This is a genomic window from Polaribacter sp. Z022 (assembly GCF_023555495.1).
In the GTDB taxonomy this organism is placed as follows: Bacteria; Bacteroidota; Bacteroidia; order Flavobacteriales; family Flavobacteriaceae; genus Polaribacter.
Map to the genome: position 1 here is coordinate 441,090 of NZ_JALCZO010000004.1, position 16,510 is coordinate 457,599.

General features: G+C 26.4%; 18 protein-coding genes. 9 read left to right on the forward strand and 9 right to left on the reverse strand.

What is annotated here, in order from left to right:
- Positions 1–21: 21 nt before the first annotated feature.
- Positions 22–654: a low molecular weight phosphatase family protein gene (locus MPF13_RS11615; protein ID WP_249982689.1), complete on the forward strand. Its 633-nt coding sequence runs from the start codon at positions 22–24 to the stop codon at positions 652–654.
- On the opposite strand, the gene ppk2 (MPF13_RS11620) is transcribed toward MPF13_RS11615, so the two are convergent.
- Positions 651–1,430 (reverse strand): polyphosphate kinase 2, encoded by a 780-nt coding sequence (gene ppk2 / locus MPF13_RS11620; RefSeq protein WP_249982690.1) that lies wholly within the window; start codon positions 1,428–1,430, stop codon positions 651–653. The two genes, MPF13_RS11615 and ppk2 (MPF13_RS11620), sit on opposite strands and share 4 nt — an antisense overlap.
- Before the next feature lie 7 nt (positions 1,431–1,437).
- Positions 1,438–2,295: a polyphosphate kinase 2 gene (gene ppk2, locus MPF13_RS11625; protein WP_249982691.1), complete on the reverse strand. Its 858-nt coding sequence runs from the start codon at positions 2,293–2,295 to the stop codon at positions 1,438–1,440.
- A gap of 94 nt (positions 2,296–2,389) precedes the next feature.
- Between ppk2 (MPF13_RS11625) and MPF13_RS11630 the strand changes: the two genes are divergently transcribed.
- The gene (locus tag MPF13_RS11630) at positions 2,390–3,340 is read left to right on the forward strand and encodes a lipid A deacylase LpxR family protein (protein ID WP_249982692.1); all 951 of its coding nucleotides are present in this window, start codon (positions 2,390–2,392) and stop codon (positions 3,338–3,340) included.
- Here MPF13_RS11630 and MPF13_RS11635 read toward each other — a convergent pair.
- On the reverse strand, positions 3,337–4,761 hold the full coding sequence (locus MPF13_RS11635; protein ID WP_249982693.1) for an ATP-dependent DNA helicase: 1,425 nt from the start codon (positions 4,759–4,761) through the stop codon (positions 3,337–3,339). The genes MPF13_RS11630 and MPF13_RS11635 overlap by 4 nt on opposite strands.
- Before the next feature lie 104 nt (positions 4,762–4,865).
- Here MPF13_RS11635 and MPF13_RS11640 point away from each other — a divergent pair, with 104 nt between their 5' ends.
- The 3 genes from MPF13_RS11640 to MPF13_RS11650 are packed head-to-tail and all read left to right on the forward strand — an operon-like array spanning position 4,866 to position 6,932.
- Positions 4,866–5,600, forward strand: a complete 735-nt coding sequence (locus MPF13_RS11640; RefSeq protein WP_249982695.1) for a hypothetical protein — start codon at positions 4,866–4,868, stop codon at positions 5,598–5,600.
- A complete protein-coding gene (locus tag MPF13_RS11645; protein WP_249982696.1) occupies positions 5,569–6,399 on the forward strand; it encodes a DUF3822 family protein in 831 nt (276 codons plus the stop codon). Before MPF13_RS11640 ends, MPF13_RS11645 begins: the two co-directional genes overlap by 32 nt.
- Complete coding sequence (locus MPF13_RS11650; RefSeq protein ID WP_249982698.1) at positions 6,396–6,932, forward strand: RsmD family RNA methyltransferase; 537 nt, start codon at positions 6,396–6,398, stop codon at positions 6,930–6,932. The genes MPF13_RS11645 and MPF13_RS11650 overlap by 4 nt, the downstream gene beginning before the upstream one ends.
- Positions 6,933–6,938: 6 nt before the next feature.
- On the opposite strand, the gene MPF13_RS11655 is transcribed toward MPF13_RS11650, so the two are convergent.
- The 6 genes from MPF13_RS11655 to MPF13_RS11680 form a co-directional block, all read right to left on the reverse strand.
- Complete coding sequence (locus tag MPF13_RS11655; RefSeq protein ID WP_249982699.1) at positions 6,939–7,364, reverse strand: hypothetical protein; 426 nt, start codon at positions 7,362–7,364, stop codon at positions 6,939–6,941.
- 99 nt (positions 7,365–7,463) lie between these two features.
- Positions 7,464–8,417, reverse strand: a complete 954-nt coding sequence (locus MPF13_RS11660; protein ID WP_249982701.1) for an AAA family ATPase — start codon at positions 8,415–8,417, stop codon at positions 7,464–7,466.
- Complete coding sequence (locus MPF13_RS11665) at positions 8,417–9,799, reverse strand: peptidylprolyl isomerase (RefSeq protein WP_249982702.1); 1,383 nt, start codon at positions 9,797–9,799, stop codon at positions 8,417–8,419. Before MPF13_RS11665 ends, MPF13_RS11660 begins: the two co-directional genes overlap by 1 nt.
- Complete coding sequence (locus tag MPF13_RS11670) at positions 9,765–10,610, reverse strand: hypothetical protein (protein ID WP_249982704.1); 846 nt, start codon at positions 10,608–10,610, stop codon at positions 9,765–9,767. The genes MPF13_RS11665 and MPF13_RS11670 overlap by 35 nt, the downstream gene beginning before the upstream one ends.
- The gene (locus MPF13_RS11675) at positions 10,610–12,244 is read right to left on the reverse strand and encodes a peptidylprolyl isomerase (protein ID WP_249982705.1); all 1,635 of its coding nucleotides are present in this window, start codon (positions 12,242–12,244) and stop codon (positions 10,610–10,612) included. Before MPF13_RS11675 ends, MPF13_RS11670 begins: the two co-directional genes overlap by 1 nt.
- A 10-nt stretch (positions 12,245–12,254) precedes the next feature.
- Positions 12,255–12,536, reverse strand: a complete 282-nt coding sequence (locus MPF13_RS11680) for a DUF493 family protein (RefSeq protein WP_249982707.1) — start codon at positions 12,534–12,536, stop codon at positions 12,255–12,257.
- Between the two features lie 95 nt (positions 12,537–12,631).
- Here MPF13_RS11680 and MPF13_RS11685 point away from each other — a divergent pair, with 95 nt between their 5' ends.
- The 4 genes from MPF13_RS11685 to MPF13_RS11700 all read left to right on the forward strand — a co-directional run bounded on the left by MPF13_RS11685 (position 12,632) and on the right by MPF13_RS11700 (position 16,470).
- Positions 12,632–13,174 carry an AAA family ATPase gene (locus tag MPF13_RS11685; protein WP_249982708.1) on the forward strand — a complete coding sequence of 181 codons (543 nt, stop codon included), beginning with the start codon at positions 12,632–12,634 and terminating at the stop codon, positions 13,172–13,174.
- Positions 13,171–15,063: a RecQ family ATP-dependent DNA helicase gene (locus MPF13_RS11690; RefSeq protein WP_249982709.1), complete on the forward strand. Its 1,893-nt coding sequence runs from the start codon at positions 13,171–13,173 to the stop codon at positions 15,061–15,063. Before MPF13_RS11685 ends, MPF13_RS11690 begins: the two co-directional genes overlap by 4 nt.
- 2 nt (positions 15,064–15,065) lie before the next feature.
- Positions 15,066–16,010 (forward strand): methionyl-tRNA formyltransferase, encoded by a 945-nt coding sequence (gene fmt / locus MPF13_RS11695; protein ID WP_249982710.1) that lies wholly within the window; start codon positions 15,066–15,068, stop codon positions 16,008–16,010.
- A 187-nt stretch (positions 16,011–16,197) separates the two neighbouring features.
- A complete protein-coding gene (locus MPF13_RS11700) occupies positions 16,198–16,470 on the forward strand; it encodes an HU family DNA-binding protein (RefSeq protein WP_249982711.1) in 273 nt (90 codons plus the stop codon).
- The last annotated feature ends 40 nt before the right edge of the window (positions 16,471–16,510 follow it).

Here is a 16,510-nt window from a genome sequence, read left to right on the forward strand (position 1 = left end):
TCTTTGTGCAAAAATAACAAGATGAATTACACTTCAGCAATTTCTACTAAAAATTTCTTTATAAATGCATTTAATAACGCTACTTTAGATGTTAATAGAAAAGATTTACTTTTTAAAATTGCTAAAGAAATAAGTGTTGTTTACAAAAAAAATGAAGTTGTAAATTTAAATTTTATATGTACACACAACTCTAGAAGAAGTCAATTAGGGCAAGTATGGGGCTTCTTTGCTGCAGAGTTTTTTAATTTAAATATTAATAGTTTTTCTGGTGGAACAGAAATAACAGCTTTCTATAGAAATACTATAAAAACTTTACAAAAAGTTGGTTTTACTTTTCATTTAGATAATTTTTCTCATCAAAACCCTAAATACCTTATTTCTTTTGAAGGGTCTTCAAAATCTATTATTGGTTATTCTAAAAGATTTGATAACAAGGACAACAAAAAACCCTTTATAGCAATTACTACCTGTAATAATGCAGATAAAAATTGTCCTTTTATACCAGAGGCAATTAATAGATTTCATCTACCTTTTGTAGACCCTAAATCTTATGATGGCACTAATTTACAAGACGAGTTTTATTTAAAAACAAATAGACAAATTGCTGCAGAAATTTATTATATTTTTTCTGAAGTTAAGAGTTTTCTAAATTAAATTTCTAAATTTTTATCGTATGGAATTCTATCTAAAATGTGATTAATCACATTTACACGAGCTTCTGTTTTTCTATTTGCTCTAATAATTTTCCAAGGAGACAACTCTGTATCAGTTTTAGCAAACATAGCTTTTTTATACTCAGTATATTCATCCCAAAAATCTTGAGCTTTTTCATCTAGCTTAGTCATTTTCCATTGTTTTAATGGATCACTTTTAATTTCAGCAAAACGTTTAGCTTGTTCTTTTTTAGAGATAGACATATATATTTTTACTACATGAATTCCAGATTCTAAAATCATTCGTTCAAAATCATTTACTTGATTCATAAAAATATTATATTGTTCTGGAGTACAGAAACCATTTACAGGTTCTATAACAGCTCTATTATACCAACTTCTGTCAAAAAACACAATTTCTCCTGCTTTTGGAAGTTGCTCAATATATCTTTGAAAATACCATTGAGTTTGCTCATCTTCTGTTGGTTTTGGTAAAGCTACAATACGCATATGACGTGGATTAATACGATCTGTTAACCTTCTAATTGCTCCACCTTTTCCTGCTGCATCTCTTCCTTCAAAAATTACAATTATTCTTTCTTCTTTGTTAATTGCCCATGTTTGTAAACGAATCAACTCTACTTGTAATTTTTCTAATTTTTTTTGATAATCTACATATCGAATTGCACGTTCAATATTTAAAGGTTTTTTAGACATTAGTGCTAACAACCCTTTTTTCGAATTTAATTTTCTTAAATTTTTTGGTGATATTTCCATAGTAAATTTAATCTATTTGAGTGTTAGATCTATAATAACGCATTACAACATTTGGATCTGGATTTAATACTGTTTTTGCCTCTTCTTTACCTTCATAATCAAACTGAGATAAAACATGTCTTATTGCTTCTAACCTTGCTACTTTTTTATCATTTGTTTTAATCATCATCCAAGGACTGTAGGATGTGTGCGTTTTAGAAAACATTTCTTCTTTAAAGTGTGTATATCTATCCCAAAGAATTTGTCCTTGCTTATCTACAGGACTAAATTTCCATCTTTTTAAAGGGTTTTCTTTTCTTCCTTCAAAACGTTTTAATTGTTCTTCTTTTGTAATTGAAAGCCAAAATTTAATAATAATTACACCATCTTCATACATCATATGCTCAAACTCAGGTACTTGTACTAAAAACTCTTTGTATTGTTGGTCTGAACAAAATCCCATTACAGGTTCTACAACAGCTCTATTATACCAACTTCTATCAAAAAATACAATTTCACCAGGGTTTGGTAACTCTTTAATATATCTTTGAAAATACCATTGTCCTTTTTCTATTTCTGTAGGTTTGTTTAAGGCTACTAATCTACTAGAACGTGGATTTAGATGCTCCATAAATCTACGAATATTCCCTCCTTTTCCTGCTGCATCTCTTCCTTCAAAAATTATAGCAACACGTTTATTATTGTTAGATATCCATCTTTGTAACTTAACAAGTTCTATTTGAAGTAACCTTAGCTCTTCATTATATAAAATTGTTTCTTTAACTTTCTTACATGCAGTATTTTTCTCTTTAATTAGAGCGAATAAATCTTCATTATTCTTAGCATTTTGAAAGTCTTCTGAACTTAATCCTTCTTTAGTCTCCATTAATTTATTTTGCTTGCTCTAAAATAACTACTTTTTTGTTAGAAAGCAATAAAAAAATCATCATTTTACCTAAGTTCTTTTATATTTGCTTGTTATGAAAAAAATCATCTTTATTCTTTTCTTATTTGTTTCTTCATTTATTATTTCTCAAGAAAAATTTTCTAAAGAAATAAGTTTTATTACAGATAATGATTTATATGTTTCTGTTGTTAGAGATCGTTATTATACAAGTGGTATTTTTTTAAGTTATAAATACCTATCTAAAAACAAAAAAGAATCTTTAGAGAAAAAAATATTAGAATGGCAATTAAGACAAGAAATGTATACTCCATACAAATCTACCATAACTAACATTTTACAACATGACAGACCTTTTGCTGGCTATTTATATGGAAGTTATGGCGTAAATAGAATTTATAAAAATGAACAAATTTTTAACACATCTGTTCAGTTTGGTGTTATAGGCCCTAATGCATTTGCCAAAGAAGTTCAACAATTTATACATGATATCTATGGTTTTAAAAAAGCGGAAGGTTGGCAATATCAAATAAAGAATTCTTTAGCGCTAAATTTTAACACAAAATATATAAAACCAATTTTTAAATCTAAAAATAATTCTTTTGATTTATTTTGGAAAAACGACTTAAACTTAGGTACAGTTTATACAAATGCATCATCTGGTTTTTATTCTAGAATAGGTTTTAAACCTTTAAAAAAAATTACAAATTCTATAGCTTTTAATACAAATTTAAACAATGAACAAAATAATACGTTTAGAGAAATAGAATCGTTTTTCTACATAAATCCAATGATTAAATATGTGGTTTATGATGCAACAATACAAGGTAGTTTTTTAAATAAAACAAGTTTAGTTACAAAAGATGTAATGCCTTTTGTTTTTGATATTGAATTTGGAATTAAATTTACAGCTAAACGTTTTAATTTTGGATATGCATTTATATACAACACAAGCGAATCTAAAGATTTAAGATATACTTACGGACATAAATACGGAACAATCTCTATTAACTATTTATTACGTTAATCATTAAAAAACTCTTCTTTAAAACCAATTAAATATAGTTTTTCTTGTGCTCTTGTTAAAGCTGTATATAACCACCTATAATACTCTCTAGAAACTCCTTCTAGTAAATATGGTTGTTCTATAAAAACAGTATTCCATTGTCCTCCTTGAGATTTATGACAAGTCATAGAATACGAAAATTTTACTTGCAATGCATTAAAAAATATATTCTTTTTTATTGCTAAAAACTGTTTGTACTTAGATTTTTCATCTGCATAATCTTCTTTAACTGCTTGATATAGTTTATTAGATTCTTCATAAGTTAAAGATGGAGTTTCACTTGTTAAAGTATCTAATAAAAGAACGGTTTCAAAAGGTTGCATATCTGGATAATCTATCATTCTAACCTCAACCTCAGCAAACTTAAAACCATATAATTCTTTAATTGAAAATATTTTTAAGACTTCGCAAATGTCTCCATTAGCAATAAAACCAGCTGCAGAATTTTCTTTTAGCCAAAAATAGTTGTTCTTAACAACCATAATATAATCTCCAGCAGAAATTTCATTTTCTTGCCCTCGAATTTTCATTCTAATTTGTTGATTATATTGATTAGCTCGTTTATTAGAACGAACAATAAAAGCTGTATCTTCTACTCCTTCATTGTCATAAGCAGTAACTAAAGCATCTTCTATATCATAACCATCTTCTAATCTTACAATATCTGGAAAATCAATATCAAACTTAAAATTTGTTGCATCATTCTGTATCATTAACCTTAATAAAGTAGCGTTTGCTAAAATCCCAGAGTTTTCATGCTGACGCATTACTTCATCTAACTCAATTTCAGTTACATTTTTTTGATACTCATATATTAAAGTATCTTGTTCTAATGCTGGACTAATATCTAATTTTACAGGCGGTAATTGAGCTGTATCTCCAATAAATATTAATTTACATTGATGACCAGAATATACGTATCTAATTAAATCATCTAATAAAGAACTAGATTCAAATAATTTTTGATTTTGTCTTCCATCTGGAATCATTGATGCTTCATCAACAATAAAAACCGTATTTCTATGCTTATTTGGTTGTAAAACAAATTCTACAGAACCATTAGATTGTTTTTTAGGAAAATATATCTTTTTATGAATTGTAAAAGCTGGTTTTTTAGCATAAACAGAAATTACTTTAGCTGCTCTTCCTGTTGGTGCCAACAATACTGCTTTTTTTCCTGCAGACCACAAACTATTAACATATGCACTAATTGTTGTTGTTTTTCCAGTACCTGCATAACCTTTTAATAAAAATAAGGCCTCTTTATCATCTGTAAAAGTAAAATCACTTAAAAATCGTAAAAGTTCATTTTGCCTTAAAGTTGGGGTAAAACGGAACTTTTGAAGCAATTTTTGGTAAAATTCTGATGTTTTTTTTATCATAAAAAAATTAATGTAACAAAGATACATTGATTTGCTCTTAAAAATTTTTATCATTAAAAAAAAATTGTAAATTTGCTTGAGACTATTAAAAAATATAATAAAAAATGGGATTACTTGGAATGATTTTGGCAGCTGTTGTAGTTGCAATACTTTTAGCTATTATTATAGTTAAATATTTACCATTAAAACTAAAATGGCTTGCCTCAGTTTTACTTTTAGCTTTAACAGTGTTTTTAGTTTATAAAATTTATTATGGTATTATGCAGCCAATAATCTTCAACAAAGAAAAGGTTACAAAATATAGTAAAGTAATTAAAAATTTAAAGATTATTAGAGATGCAGAAGTTAAGCATTTTGAGGTTACTGGAAAATATACTAATAACAAAACTAGCTTAATTCAATTTATTGATACTGCTCAATTAGCATTAACAGAAACTAAAACTATTGTAGAAAAAGAAGATAGAGGTGGTGGAGTTGTAATTGATGTAGAAAAAAGAATTACAGATACTATTGGATACGAACCTGTAGCTAAATACTTTAAGGGTAAAGACTACAAAAACATGTTTAAAGTTCCTGGTGTAGCTGGTAAAGAATTTGATATTGAGATTGGAACTGTAGAAAAAGTACAAGGTTTAGTTGTACCAACTTTCTTTGTGAAAACAGAAAAAGCAGGAATCTTAAAAGGAATGGATGAGTCTTTAATTAAACAAGAATTAGAAGCTGTTGCAACTGACCAAATTAAAGGTGAGTTTGTTTCTGTTGGTTCTTTAGATGAAGTTACTACTGGTGGTAACTGGCCTCCATCATATGACAAAAAAGACGGTGATAAAAAAGAATAGTAATATTATTTTATCAGACACAAAAGATACAAAGTTATCCATCCAATTTAATTTGGATGGATTTTCTTTTTGTATAACAAATACAAAGGAAACTATATACTTTGCAGAATATATTTTTGAAGAAACACTAGTTACTCCAGAAAATTTATTATCTAAAATTGAAGAAATATTTAAAACGGATACTGTTTTACAAAAAGATTTTTCTTCTGTTTTAGTAATACATCAAAGTAACTTATTCACTTTAGTACCTAATGCTTATTTTAATAAAGATAAATTATCAGAATATCTTAATTATAATATAAAAACATTGGCAACAGATTATATTGCTTTTGATGATATTGATACCATAAGTGCAAAAAACATCTATGTTCCTTATATAAATATCAATAACTATTTATTTCAGAATTTTGGTGAATTTAAATATGAACATCATTTAACTGTTTTAATAGAAAAATTAATAAACATAAATGATTCTGAAAAGAAAAAAGTTTTTGTAAACGTTGGTAAAAATAATTTTGATATTATTGTTTTACAGAACAAACAATTAATACTTGCTAACTCTTTTAGTTTTGAAACAAAAGAAGATTTTATATATTATATCTTATTTACTTTTGAACAATTAAAATTAAACGTAGAAGAAATAGAATTGTATTTTACAGGAGCTATTGAAAAAGAATCAGAAATATATACAATTACATACCAATACATTAGAAATGTTTTCTTTTTAGAAAGTAAAAACAACATATTTAATCATTTAAATACTTCTAAACACTCTAATTATATACTTTTAGGAACATGAGAATAATTTCTGGTAAATACAAAAGTAGACGTTTAAAAGCGCCTAAAAACTTACCTGTTCGTCCAACAACAGATATGGCAAAAGAATCATTATTTAATATTTTAAATAACACCTATTATTTTGATAGCATTTCTGTTATAGATTTATTTGCAGGTACAGGTAATATCAGTTATGAGTTTGCTTCTAGAGGTACTAAAACTATTTATGCTATAGATGCTAATTTTGGTTGTATAAAATATATAAACTCAATTGCTAAAGAACTAGAATTACCTATAAACACTTACAAAAGTGATGTGTATAAATTTTTAGAAAAAACATCTATAAATGCAGATGTTATTTTTGCAGATCCACCTTATGATTTTGAAGAAGAACAATTTTTAAAAATTGTTGATTTAGTATTCAATAAAAAACTCCTTACTGAAGAAGGAGTTTTAATTGTAGAACACTCTAAACATACAGATTTATCTTCGCATAAAAACCATAGCTATGACAAACGATATGGAGGGAATGTGTTTAGTTTTTTTGAATATTAATAATTTTTAATTCTTAGTTTTATCTAAATATTCTTGAGATTTTCTTTTTAACTCTGTCATTAATTCCGAAGGTAATTTTTTAGCACATTCAATAAAATATTTTTGATACTTATTGTTATTAGACATATAAATATCAAACAACACTCCATCTTGTTTTTTATCCATTAACTTTAAAATTTCTGTTACTATTTTTCTTCCTGATTCTTTATTTTTAAAGCCAGAACAAACTTTTGCCATAGAATTATAAAAAGTAACAAAACATTCTACATCATCACAAGCATTAATCTTGTTCATTATTTTTGTAGCCAAATCATTAGTATCTACTTTAGTATTAGTAGTATTATTTACATGTACAGCATCTCCACCTTCAGATTGTGCATTAGAATTAAAGGAAATAAAAAAAAACATTAATAAAGCGCATAAAATTTTCATAATTATAGGTTTAAGGTTACAACACAAAGTTGAGTAAAAACAAACGCATAAAAAATACGGCATTTGCCGTATTTTTAATTTTTACTACATTAAAACTCTCTAAAGCAAAGAGTTAATAATATCTTTTATGGTAACTCCCTCTGCCTCTGCTTTGTAATTTTTTACAATTCTATGAGATAAAATAGGAATAGCAACTGCCTTAACATCTTCTATATCTGGAGAAAACTTTCCATTTACTGCTGCATGTGCTTTGGCTGCTAAAATTAAATTTTGTGATGCTCTTGGTCCTGCTCCCCAATCTAAATAAGATTTTACTAAATCTGTAGCTTCTTTAGATTTTGGTCTTGTTTTACCAACCAAACCAACTGCATATTCTATTACATTATCTGCAACTGGTATTTTACGAATCAACTTTTGTACTTCAATAATTTCTTTAGCAGAAAATAAAGAATTTATAGATTCTACTACATTACTTGTTGTACTTTTTACAACTTCTACTTCTTCTTTAAAAGAAGGATATTCTAAATATATAGAAAACATAAACCTATCTAATTGAGCTTCTGGTAAAGGATAAGTACCTTCTTGCTCAATAGGATTTTGAGTTGCCAATACAAAAAATGGTAAATCTAATTTATAATGATTTCCAGAAACAGTTACAGAGCGTTCTTGCATTGCTTCTAGAAGTGCAGCTTGTGTTTTTGGTGGAGTTCTATTAATCTCGTCTGCAAGAATTATATTTGAAAAAATAGGTCCTTTTATAAATTTAAAGTGTCTATTCTCATCTAAAATTTCGCTTCCTAAGATATCTGAAGGCATTAAATCTGGAGTAAACTGAATTCTTTTAAAATTCAATCCTAAAGCATCAGAAATAGTATTTACCAATAAGGTTTTTGCTAAACCAGGTACACCTACTAAAAGAGAATGACCTCCACAAAAAATTGATAATAAAGTAAAGTTTACAGCTTCATGCTGACCAATAATTACTTTACCAATTTCTTTTTTTAGTGCGTTATATTTTTCTACTAAATCTTTTACAGCTTTAACGTCAGACATTATTTATTTACCTCTTTTTTCCAATTCTTAGAGAAAGTACATTTGTTATGTACAGCTCCTATTTTTATATATGTGTCTTTTATTTTGTCTTTAGACCATTTTGTAATGGTTTCTTCTTTCTTTTTTTGAAGTGCTAATTGTTGAATTTTAACATAATCTTCAATAATATCTGCAATATGAGTATCTGTTCTGTTTTTCATAATGATAAACTTAAACATCTTATCACCAGATCTTTCTTCATCGTAAAAAGGTTCTGTCATTTCACCCTTTTTAAGATCACTAACTCTTGCATAAAATGCAGGATCCATTCTTGTTAAATCAAACTTAGACTCTCCTGTAGAAGGATTTACAATAAGACCTCCATTATTCTTAGTTGTCTCATCATTAGAATATTTCTTTACAGCTTCAGCAAAAGTAATTTTACCTTCTCTAATTTCTAAAATAATTTTTTCTGCTTTTTCTTTTATTTCATTTAGTTTTTCATCTGGAACTTCTGGTTGCATAAGAATATGAGAAGCAATTCTTGTATTACCTTTAATAGCATGTAATTGCATAATATGATAACCAAAATCAGATTTAAAAGGTTTAGAAACCTGACCAACATCTAATGTAAAAGCCATTTCTTTAAATTCTTTTATAAAACTAGATTCTTTAGTTACTGTGTACTGACCTCCATTATTTGTAACACCTGGATCATCTGAATTGATAATAGCTTTCATTTTAAAACTAGAACCTTCTTCAATTTCTTTTTTAATACTGTTTAACTTAGCAATAATTCTTTCATTTTCTTCTTTAGTAGGTATTGCTTTTATAACAATTTGAGCCAATTCTATTTCTGCAGGAAATTGAGGTAACTCTCCTTTTTCTTTTAATCCATTAAAATACACTCTAACTTCTTCTGGAGTAACGTCTACTTTTTCAGTAATATTTTGTTGCTCTTTTTCTATTAAAACATTTTCGGTTTGTACAGAAGTTAATTCTTTTTTTAAATCATCTAAATCATTAAAACCATAAGCTTTAATTACTTTTTCTATACTACCATATTGTTGTGTAAAAAATTGAATACTTCTATCTACTCTAGACGATACTTCTGCATCAGAAACAATAACACTATCTACAACTGCATGATGAGCCATTAGTTTTTGTTGCATTAACTCATCTAACATTTCACAGTCAGAAATTTTTACTTTTCCTTCACTTCTTAGTTCTACTTCTTGCTTAAATTTTGCAATATCAGAGTCTAAAACGATGTTTTTACCAATAACAACAGCTACACCATCTATTTTAACTTTTTGAGCATTTGTTTGTAATCCCAAAAAACCAATTATAAGTGTGCAAATTGATAATTTAATATATTTTGAAATTGTTGTTTTGTGTTGCATCTTTTACTATTATTTTTTCTATCTCTCTAATTAATTCAATTTTACGTTTATGTAAAATCATTTGTTTTAAAGTTGGTGTTATATAACTCAAAGGAGCTATAGAATTTCGTTTTAAAACATCTTTTATGGTGGCCAAATATAAACCTATTGAATCTTGTTTTTGGATGAATTTTGTTTTTTTTAACAGTTTTTCCTTAGAAAAAGGAAGTTTTAACAAAATGTTATCTAATTGCGTCCAAACTGAATCGTTAAACTGATGAAATTTAAAGCTTAATTCTTGCTTTTCTAACTCTTCTAAGTCATTTATATCATCAGACTTAAAAAGTGATAATATTTCTTCTTTGTCGTTAATAGTATTATCTATATTAAGGTATCTAATTTTAACTAGTTCTTCATTTAATTTAAAATTTTCTTTATTTAATAAATAATACTCTTTTAATTCTTCTTCAGAGATTAATGTATCTAACTTTTGTTTTACTAGTTGTTCTTTATAACTATTAATTAGTAAACTTTCTTTATAATCTTTAACTAAACCATCTATTTGATTAACAGTTTCTAAAGAACTGTTGTTTTTTGCATTTTCTAAAAGAAGTCTTTTAATTGCCCAATCTTGTATATAGCTTTTAACTAAAACAAGACTATCGTTTTTATTAATATTTTGAGGTAAAGCTTCTTTTAAATCTTTTTTAAATAACTTTTCTGTATTTACAATTGCTACAATTTCTGATGCTTTATTTTCTTTTTCTTGAATTTGAAACAAATCACAAGAAGTTAAAAAAACTAAACAAAAAATAGTAGTTACATACTTCATTATTCTTTACCGTAAAATTTAATTAAATTTTTAAGTTGTTTTTTACTAACCTTTATCTTGCTTTTCTTTCTTAAATCTGCAATCCAGTTTTTTTCTAAAAAGGTTTGATAATCATTAATTACTTGTCCCTTTATTGCTTTTAAAGTGTTTGTTTTATACTTTGTTGAATTATTATCAAAGTATTTTTTTAACCCAATAGAATCTTTAGAAGACTTATTCCAAATTTTTTCTTGCATTAATTCAAACAACAACAAACCATCTTCATATTCTTTTAAAGTATAAGCATATTCTGGTTCTGTATGAATTAAGTTTTCTTTGTAATAGGTTAATATTTGATCTTCTTTAAACATATCAAACAACTTATAAACAGCTAAATGTCTTCTATTTCTAATGTATTTAATAAATTCTTCTTGAGATATTTTTTTATCATTAATACTTAAAATAGTACTTTGTAGAGAATCTTTAGAAATTGATCTTAACTGTTTATTATCTAAAATCTTTTTAGCTTTTTCAAACTCTACAATTGTGTACTTAGTTTTCAATGAATTAACTACTGCTTTTTCAGACAATTGCATTCTAGAGCTTTTTTTAATTTTTGCTTTTAAATCTTTTTTCATTTCGTCAAAAGATTTAACAGGATGCTTTTTTAATAGTTTAACAATATGCCAACCAAAACGTGTTTTAAATGGTTTAGAAAAATCATTTTCATTTTCTAAACTAAAAGCTGCATCAGAAAAAGGTTTTACCATTCTTCCCTCACCAAACTTACCAAGTTTACCTCCTCTTGCTTTAGAACCAGTATCATCTGAATATTTTTTTACTAAATCCTCAAATTTTTCATTGTTTTTTAGCTTTAAATATATGCTGTCAATTATTTTTTGCCCTTTTGCAGAACCATCTTTTATTAAAATATGAGCTGCTTCTATTTCTCCTTTAGAAAGTTTAAAATCATCAACTTGCATTATATGGTATCCAAATTGCGTTTTAAAAGGCATAGAAATTTCTCCTTTTTTAGTAGAATAAGCAGCTTCTTCAAAAGGAAACACCATTCTAAATGCAGAAAAATACCCTAAATTACCTCCATTACCTTTTCTTCCAGATTTTTTATCATCTTGTGCAGATTTATCTTCAGAAAACTGAGCAGCAACCGTTTCAAATTTTTCTCCATTTAAAATTCTCTCTCTTAATTTAAAGATTTTATTATATGCTGTTAAAGTATCTTTAGGAGTAGCCTCTCTTGGCATTCTCACTAAAATATGTTTCGCTTTTACTTCGTTTTTAGTTCTAAAATAAGCATCTTTAACTAACTTATCTATAAAAGTTGTGTCTTGTAAATAAGGTGCAGAAAGTTGGTTTTTATAAGTTTCCATCTCTCTTTTATAAGAAGGTAATGTGTCTAATTTTATGCTATAAGCTTCTTTAACCTTTAATTTATAATTTATAAATAATTCTAAATTTTTAGTTACGCTTTTGGCTTCATCATTATCTATAGCATCTAAATTTTTTTCATAAACTCTTTTAAATTCAGATACTGTAATTTTTTCACCATCTATTGTTATTAACGTTTTATCTTTCTTTTGTGCAAAAATTGATGTTGATAAACTTAAAACAAATAATAAAACTATTTTTCTCATAAACTTTTAATTATAACGAAATTATTCCTTTAATTTTTTCTGCTTTTTTATAATAAGAAATTACTTTTTCAGAATTTTCTATCTTTAATACGATAGAAACACTAACATATTTTCCTGTCTTAGATTTTTTTGTTTTAATTACAGCTCCTGTATTGTTAAATAACTCTTCAACTTCATTAACCTGATTGCCATCTGTTGGTACTATAAATTTATACAAATAATCTGCAGGAAAGCTTGTAGTTTCATCTAATTGATCTTTTAACTTAATATAAAATTCTTTTTTATCGCTCATAAAAATAGGTTCTTTTTATAAATTAATTAAAAATTACAAGACACAAAATTACGTTAAAAATTAGTTTTATTAAGGGATTCATTTATTTTTGTGCAATGCAGCAAAAAATATTACTTATAGGTGGTCCTGGAACAGGAAAAACTTCAGTTTTAAATCAATTAATAAAACGAGGTTATTTTTGTTTTCCAGAAATTTCTAGAGAAGTAACTTTAAAAGCTCAAGAACAAGGTATAGAACAATTATTTTTAACAAAGCCATTGCTATTTAGTGAAATGCTTTTAGAAGGTAGAGAAAAACAATTTTTAGATGCTATAAAATCTAAAGAAGATCTTGTTTTTTTTGATAGAGGTATTCCAGATGTGCATGCTTATATGGATTATTTTAAAACTGCATACCCTTCTATTTATTTAGAAAAAAGTAAACAATATAAATACGACAAAGTTTTTCACTTTTCTCCTTGGAAAGATATTCATGAAATAGACAATGAGCGTTATGAAACCTTTGAAGAAACTACTGCTATTGATGTATATTTAATGAAATCTTATACAGATTTAGGTTATAACATAATTAATGTTCCATTTGGTAATTTAGATGAAAGAACCAATTTTGTCATAAATTCGCTTTCTAGCGATTTATGATATCACCAAAACAAATATTAAAAAAACATTGGGGTTTTACAGAATTTAGACCTCTTCAAGAAGAAATAATTTCTGCTGTACAAAAACAAAAAGATGTTATTGCATTATTACCTACAGGTGGTGGAAAATCAATATGTTTTCAAATTCCTGCTTTGGCAAAAGAAGGTGTTTGCTTGGTTATTTCGCCTTTAATTGCCTTAATGCAAGATCAGGTAGATAATTTAAATACTAAAGGAATTAAAGCCAAAACAATTCCTTCTGGTGTTTCTCAAGATGAAATAATCACTCTTTTTGATAATATTAAATTTGGGGGAGTTAAGTTCTTATATATCTCTCCAGAAAGGCTACAATCATATTTTATTCAACAAAAAATAAAAGAATTAAATATTAATTTAATTGCTATTGATGAAGCACATTGTATCTCAGAATGGGGACATGATTTTAGGCCTTCTTATAGAAATATTAAAATTTTACGAGAATTAAATCCTACAAGTAACTTTATTGCTTTAACTGCTACAGCTAACAAAAAAGTTTTAGAAGATATTTCTAAAAACTTAGATTTAAACGAACCTCAAATTTTTAAGAAATCTTTTTTTAGAGAAAATTTAGCATATCAAATATTTACGGTTCAAGATAAATTACAACGTTTAATTAAAATATTTACAAAAACTAAAAAGCCAGCTATTATTTATGTTAATTCTAGAAAAAAAACAGAACAAATTGCAGCTTTTTTAAATGCAAATAATTTTAAAAGTTCTTTTTATCATGGTGGATTATCTACCGTAGAAAAAACAATTTCTTTTAACAATTGGATGTCTGAAAAAACACCAATAATTGTGGCTACAAATGCATTTGGGATGGGAATTGACAAAGCAAATGTTGGTTTAGTTATACATTTAGATTTACCATCTAGCATAGAAAATTACACTCAAGAAACAGGAAGAGCAGGCAGAAACAATAAAAAATCATTTGGTGTTTTACTTTTTAATGAAAGTGATATTTTACTTTATAAAGAACGGTTAGAAAAAACACTGTTAAGTATTAATGAAATTAAAGAAATTCATAAAAAACTATATCAGTACTTTCAAATTTCTTTAGGAGAATTAAGTGAAACAACTTATTCTTTTAACATTTTAGAATTTTCTAAAAAATATAATTTTTCTGTTTTAAAGGTAGATAGTGCCATAAAACTTTTTGTAAATAATGGTATTTTAGAAATTAGCAATAATTATAATAAAAAGTCTACCCTACAGTTTATTGTAAATAGTAAAACCGTATTAAATTACATAGAAAACAATACCAATATTAAAAATTTTACCAATTCTATATTAAGAACCTATGCAGGTTTATTTGAACAAGAAGTTAAAATTAATGAGTTTTTTATAGCAAAAAAAGCAGGTATCACTACTAGTTTAGTTTTAGAAAATTTAAATAGATTACATAATGATAACATTATAACATATAATGCTGTAAAAAGTGATGCAGAATTTACATTTCTATTTCCTAGAGAAGATGACTATACAATAAATAGGTTCTCTAAAGAAATAAAACAATACATCAATCAAAAGAAAAAAAAATCTGAAGATTTAATAAACTTTGTAAAAAACGATAGTATTTGTAGAAGTATTCAGGTTTTAAATTATTTTGATGAATCTAAAACAAAAAATTGTGGTATTTGTGATGTTTGCATATCAAAAAACAGAAAGGTAAAAAAAGGAATTTCTGAAGAAATAATAAATATTTTAAATCAAAATCATTCCTTAAGTTCTTCAGAAATTAGTCAATCTTTAGTTGCTAATGAAAAAGACATTTTAATACATTTGCGTCAATTATTAAATGATGATAAAATTAGAATCAATCATCAAAACAAATACCAATTAAACTTATAATTATGAAAGATTTACGAATTGTTTTTATGGGAACTCCAGATTTTGCAGTTACTATTCTTAAACATCTTATAGAAAATAATTATAATGTTGTAGGTGTAATTACAGCATCTGATAAACCAGCAGGAAGAGGTAGAAAGTTAAATGAATCTGCAGTAAAAAAATATGCTGCATCTGTAAACTTACCAATTTTACAACCTACCAATTTAAAAAATGAAGAATTTAATACAAAATTAAAAGCTCTAAATGCCGATTTACAAATTGTAGTAGCTTTTAGAATGTTGCCTAAAATTGTTTGGCAAATGCCAAAATATGGTACATTTAATTTACACGCATCTTTATTACCAGAATATAGAGGTGCAGCTCCAATTCATTGGGCAATAATTAATGGTGAAACAAAAACAGGAGTAACTACTTTTTTTATTGATGATAAAATTGACACTGGTGAAATTATCCTTCAAGAAGAAATTGAAATTTTAGATAATGAAACTGTAGGATCATTACATGATAAATTAATGTTTTTAGGTGCAGACTTAGTTGCAAAAACTGTAGATTTAATTGCAACAGAAAAAGTAAAAACTACAAAACAACCTGAATTAGAAGAAAAAGCAGCTTCAAAATTAAATTCTGATAATTGTAGAATTGACTGGTCAGATTCTTTAGACAATATTTACAATAAAATTAGGGGATTAAATCCATTTCCTGCAGCATGGACTATTATAAAAAACGAAGAAGAAGAAATATCTTCTAAAATTTATGCCATTAAAAAAGAAAAAGAAGATCATAATTTAACTTCGGGTAAAATTATAGCTTCAAAAAAAGAACTTAAAGTTGCAGTTAATGGTGGTTATATTATTATTGATGAAATTAAGCTTTCTGGTAAGAAAAAAATGGATTCAAAAAGCTTACTAAATGGCTTTAGTTTTTCTTTAGAAGCTAAAATGTTGTAAACCCTTTATTAGTAAGGATTGTAGAGTTTTTATATTTTTCAAGTAGCTTTATTAACAATTTACCATCATTTATTAACAAAAAGGCACTTTTTACACCTTCAAATTTGCGTAAACCCTTAATCCGTCTATATTTGTTAAGCTATTAAGCAAAAATATTTATTCAATTAATTTTTAAAATTTATTTATTATGAACAAGTCAGATTTAATCGATGCAATGGCTGCTGATGCAGGAATTTCTAAAGTAGCAGCTAAAGCGGCATTAGAATCTTTTACAGGTAATGTAACTTCTGCTTTAAAAGGTGGTGGTAAAGTTGCTTTAGTAGGTTTTGGTACTTTTTCAGTTTCTAACAGAGCTGCAAGAACAGGAAGAAACCCTCAGACTGGAAAAACTATTCAAATTGCTGCTAAAAATGTAGCAAAATTTAAAGCTGGAGCTGGTTTAAGCGACGCTGTAAACTAAGAGACTTAGTTTTAAAGTATATAAAGACTCTCTTTTTAAA

Bases quoted from the DNA above. Each gene is read 5' to 3' on its own strand.
- MPF13_RS11615 (WP_249982689.1), top strand. From the start codon at position 22: ATGAATTACACTTCAGCAATTTCTACTAAAAATTTCTTTATAAATGCA.
- ppk2 (WP_249982690.1), bottom strand. From the start codon at position 1,430: ATGGAAATATCACCAAAAAATTTAAGAAAATTAAATTCGAAAAAAGGG.
- ppk2 (WP_249982691.1), bottom strand. From the start codon at position 2,295: ATGGAGACTAAAGAAGGATTAAGTTCAGAAGACTTTCAAAATGCTAAG.
- MPF13_RS11630 (WP_249982692.1), top strand. From the start codon at position 2,390: ATGAAAAAAATCATCTTTATTCTTTTCTTATTTGTTTCTTCATTTATT.
- MPF13_RS11635 (WP_249982693.1), bottom strand. From the start codon at position 4,761: ATGATAAAAAAAACATCAGAATTTTACCAAAAATTGCTTCAAAAGTTC.
- MPF13_RS11640 (WP_249982695.1), top strand. From the start codon at position 4,866: ATGGGATTACTTGGAATGATTTTGGCAGCTGTTGTAGTTGCAATACTT.
- MPF13_RS11645 (WP_249982696.1), top strand. From the start codon at position 5,569: ATGACAAAAAAGACGGTGATAAAAAAGAATAGTAATATTATTTTATCA.
- MPF13_RS11650 (WP_249982698.1), top strand. From the start codon at position 6,396: ATGAGAATAATTTCTGGTAAATACAAAAGTAGACGTTTAAAAGCGCCT.
- MPF13_RS11655 (WP_249982699.1), bottom strand. From the start codon at position 7,364: ATGAAAATTTTATGCGCTTTATTAATGTTTTTTTTTATTTCCTTTAAT.
- MPF13_RS11660 (WP_249982701.1), bottom strand. From the start codon at position 8,417: ATGTCTGACGTTAAAGCTGTAAAAGATTTAGTAGAAAAATATAACGCA.
- MPF13_RS11665 (WP_249982702.1), bottom strand. From the start codon at position 9,799: ATGCAACACAAAACAACAATTTCAAAATATATTAAATTATCAATTTGC.
- MPF13_RS11670 (WP_249982704.1), bottom strand. From the start codon at position 10,610: ATGAAGTATGTAACTACTATTTTTTGTTTAGTTTTTTTAACTTCTTGT.
- MPF13_RS11675 (WP_249982705.1), bottom strand. From the start codon at position 12,244: ATGAGAAAAATAGTTTTATTATTTGTTTTAAGTTTATCAACATCAATT.
- MPF13_RS11680 (WP_249982707.1), bottom strand. From the start codon at position 12,536: ATGAGCGATAAAAAAGAATTTTATATTAAGTTAAAAGATCAATTAGAT.
- MPF13_RS11685 (WP_249982708.1), top strand. From the start codon at position 12,632: ATGCAGCAAAAAATATTACTTATAGGTGGTCCTGGAACAGGAAAAACT.
- MPF13_RS11690 (WP_249982709.1), top strand. From the start codon at position 13,171: ATGATATCACCAAAACAAATATTAAAAAAACATTGGGGTTTTACAGAA.
- fmt (WP_249982710.1), top strand. From the start codon at position 15,066: ATGAAAGATTTACGAATTGTTTTTATGGGAACTCCAGATTTTGCAGTT.
- MPF13_RS11700 (WP_249982711.1), top strand. From the start codon at position 16,198: ATGAACAAGTCAGATTTAATCGATGCAATGGCTGCTGATGCAGGAATT.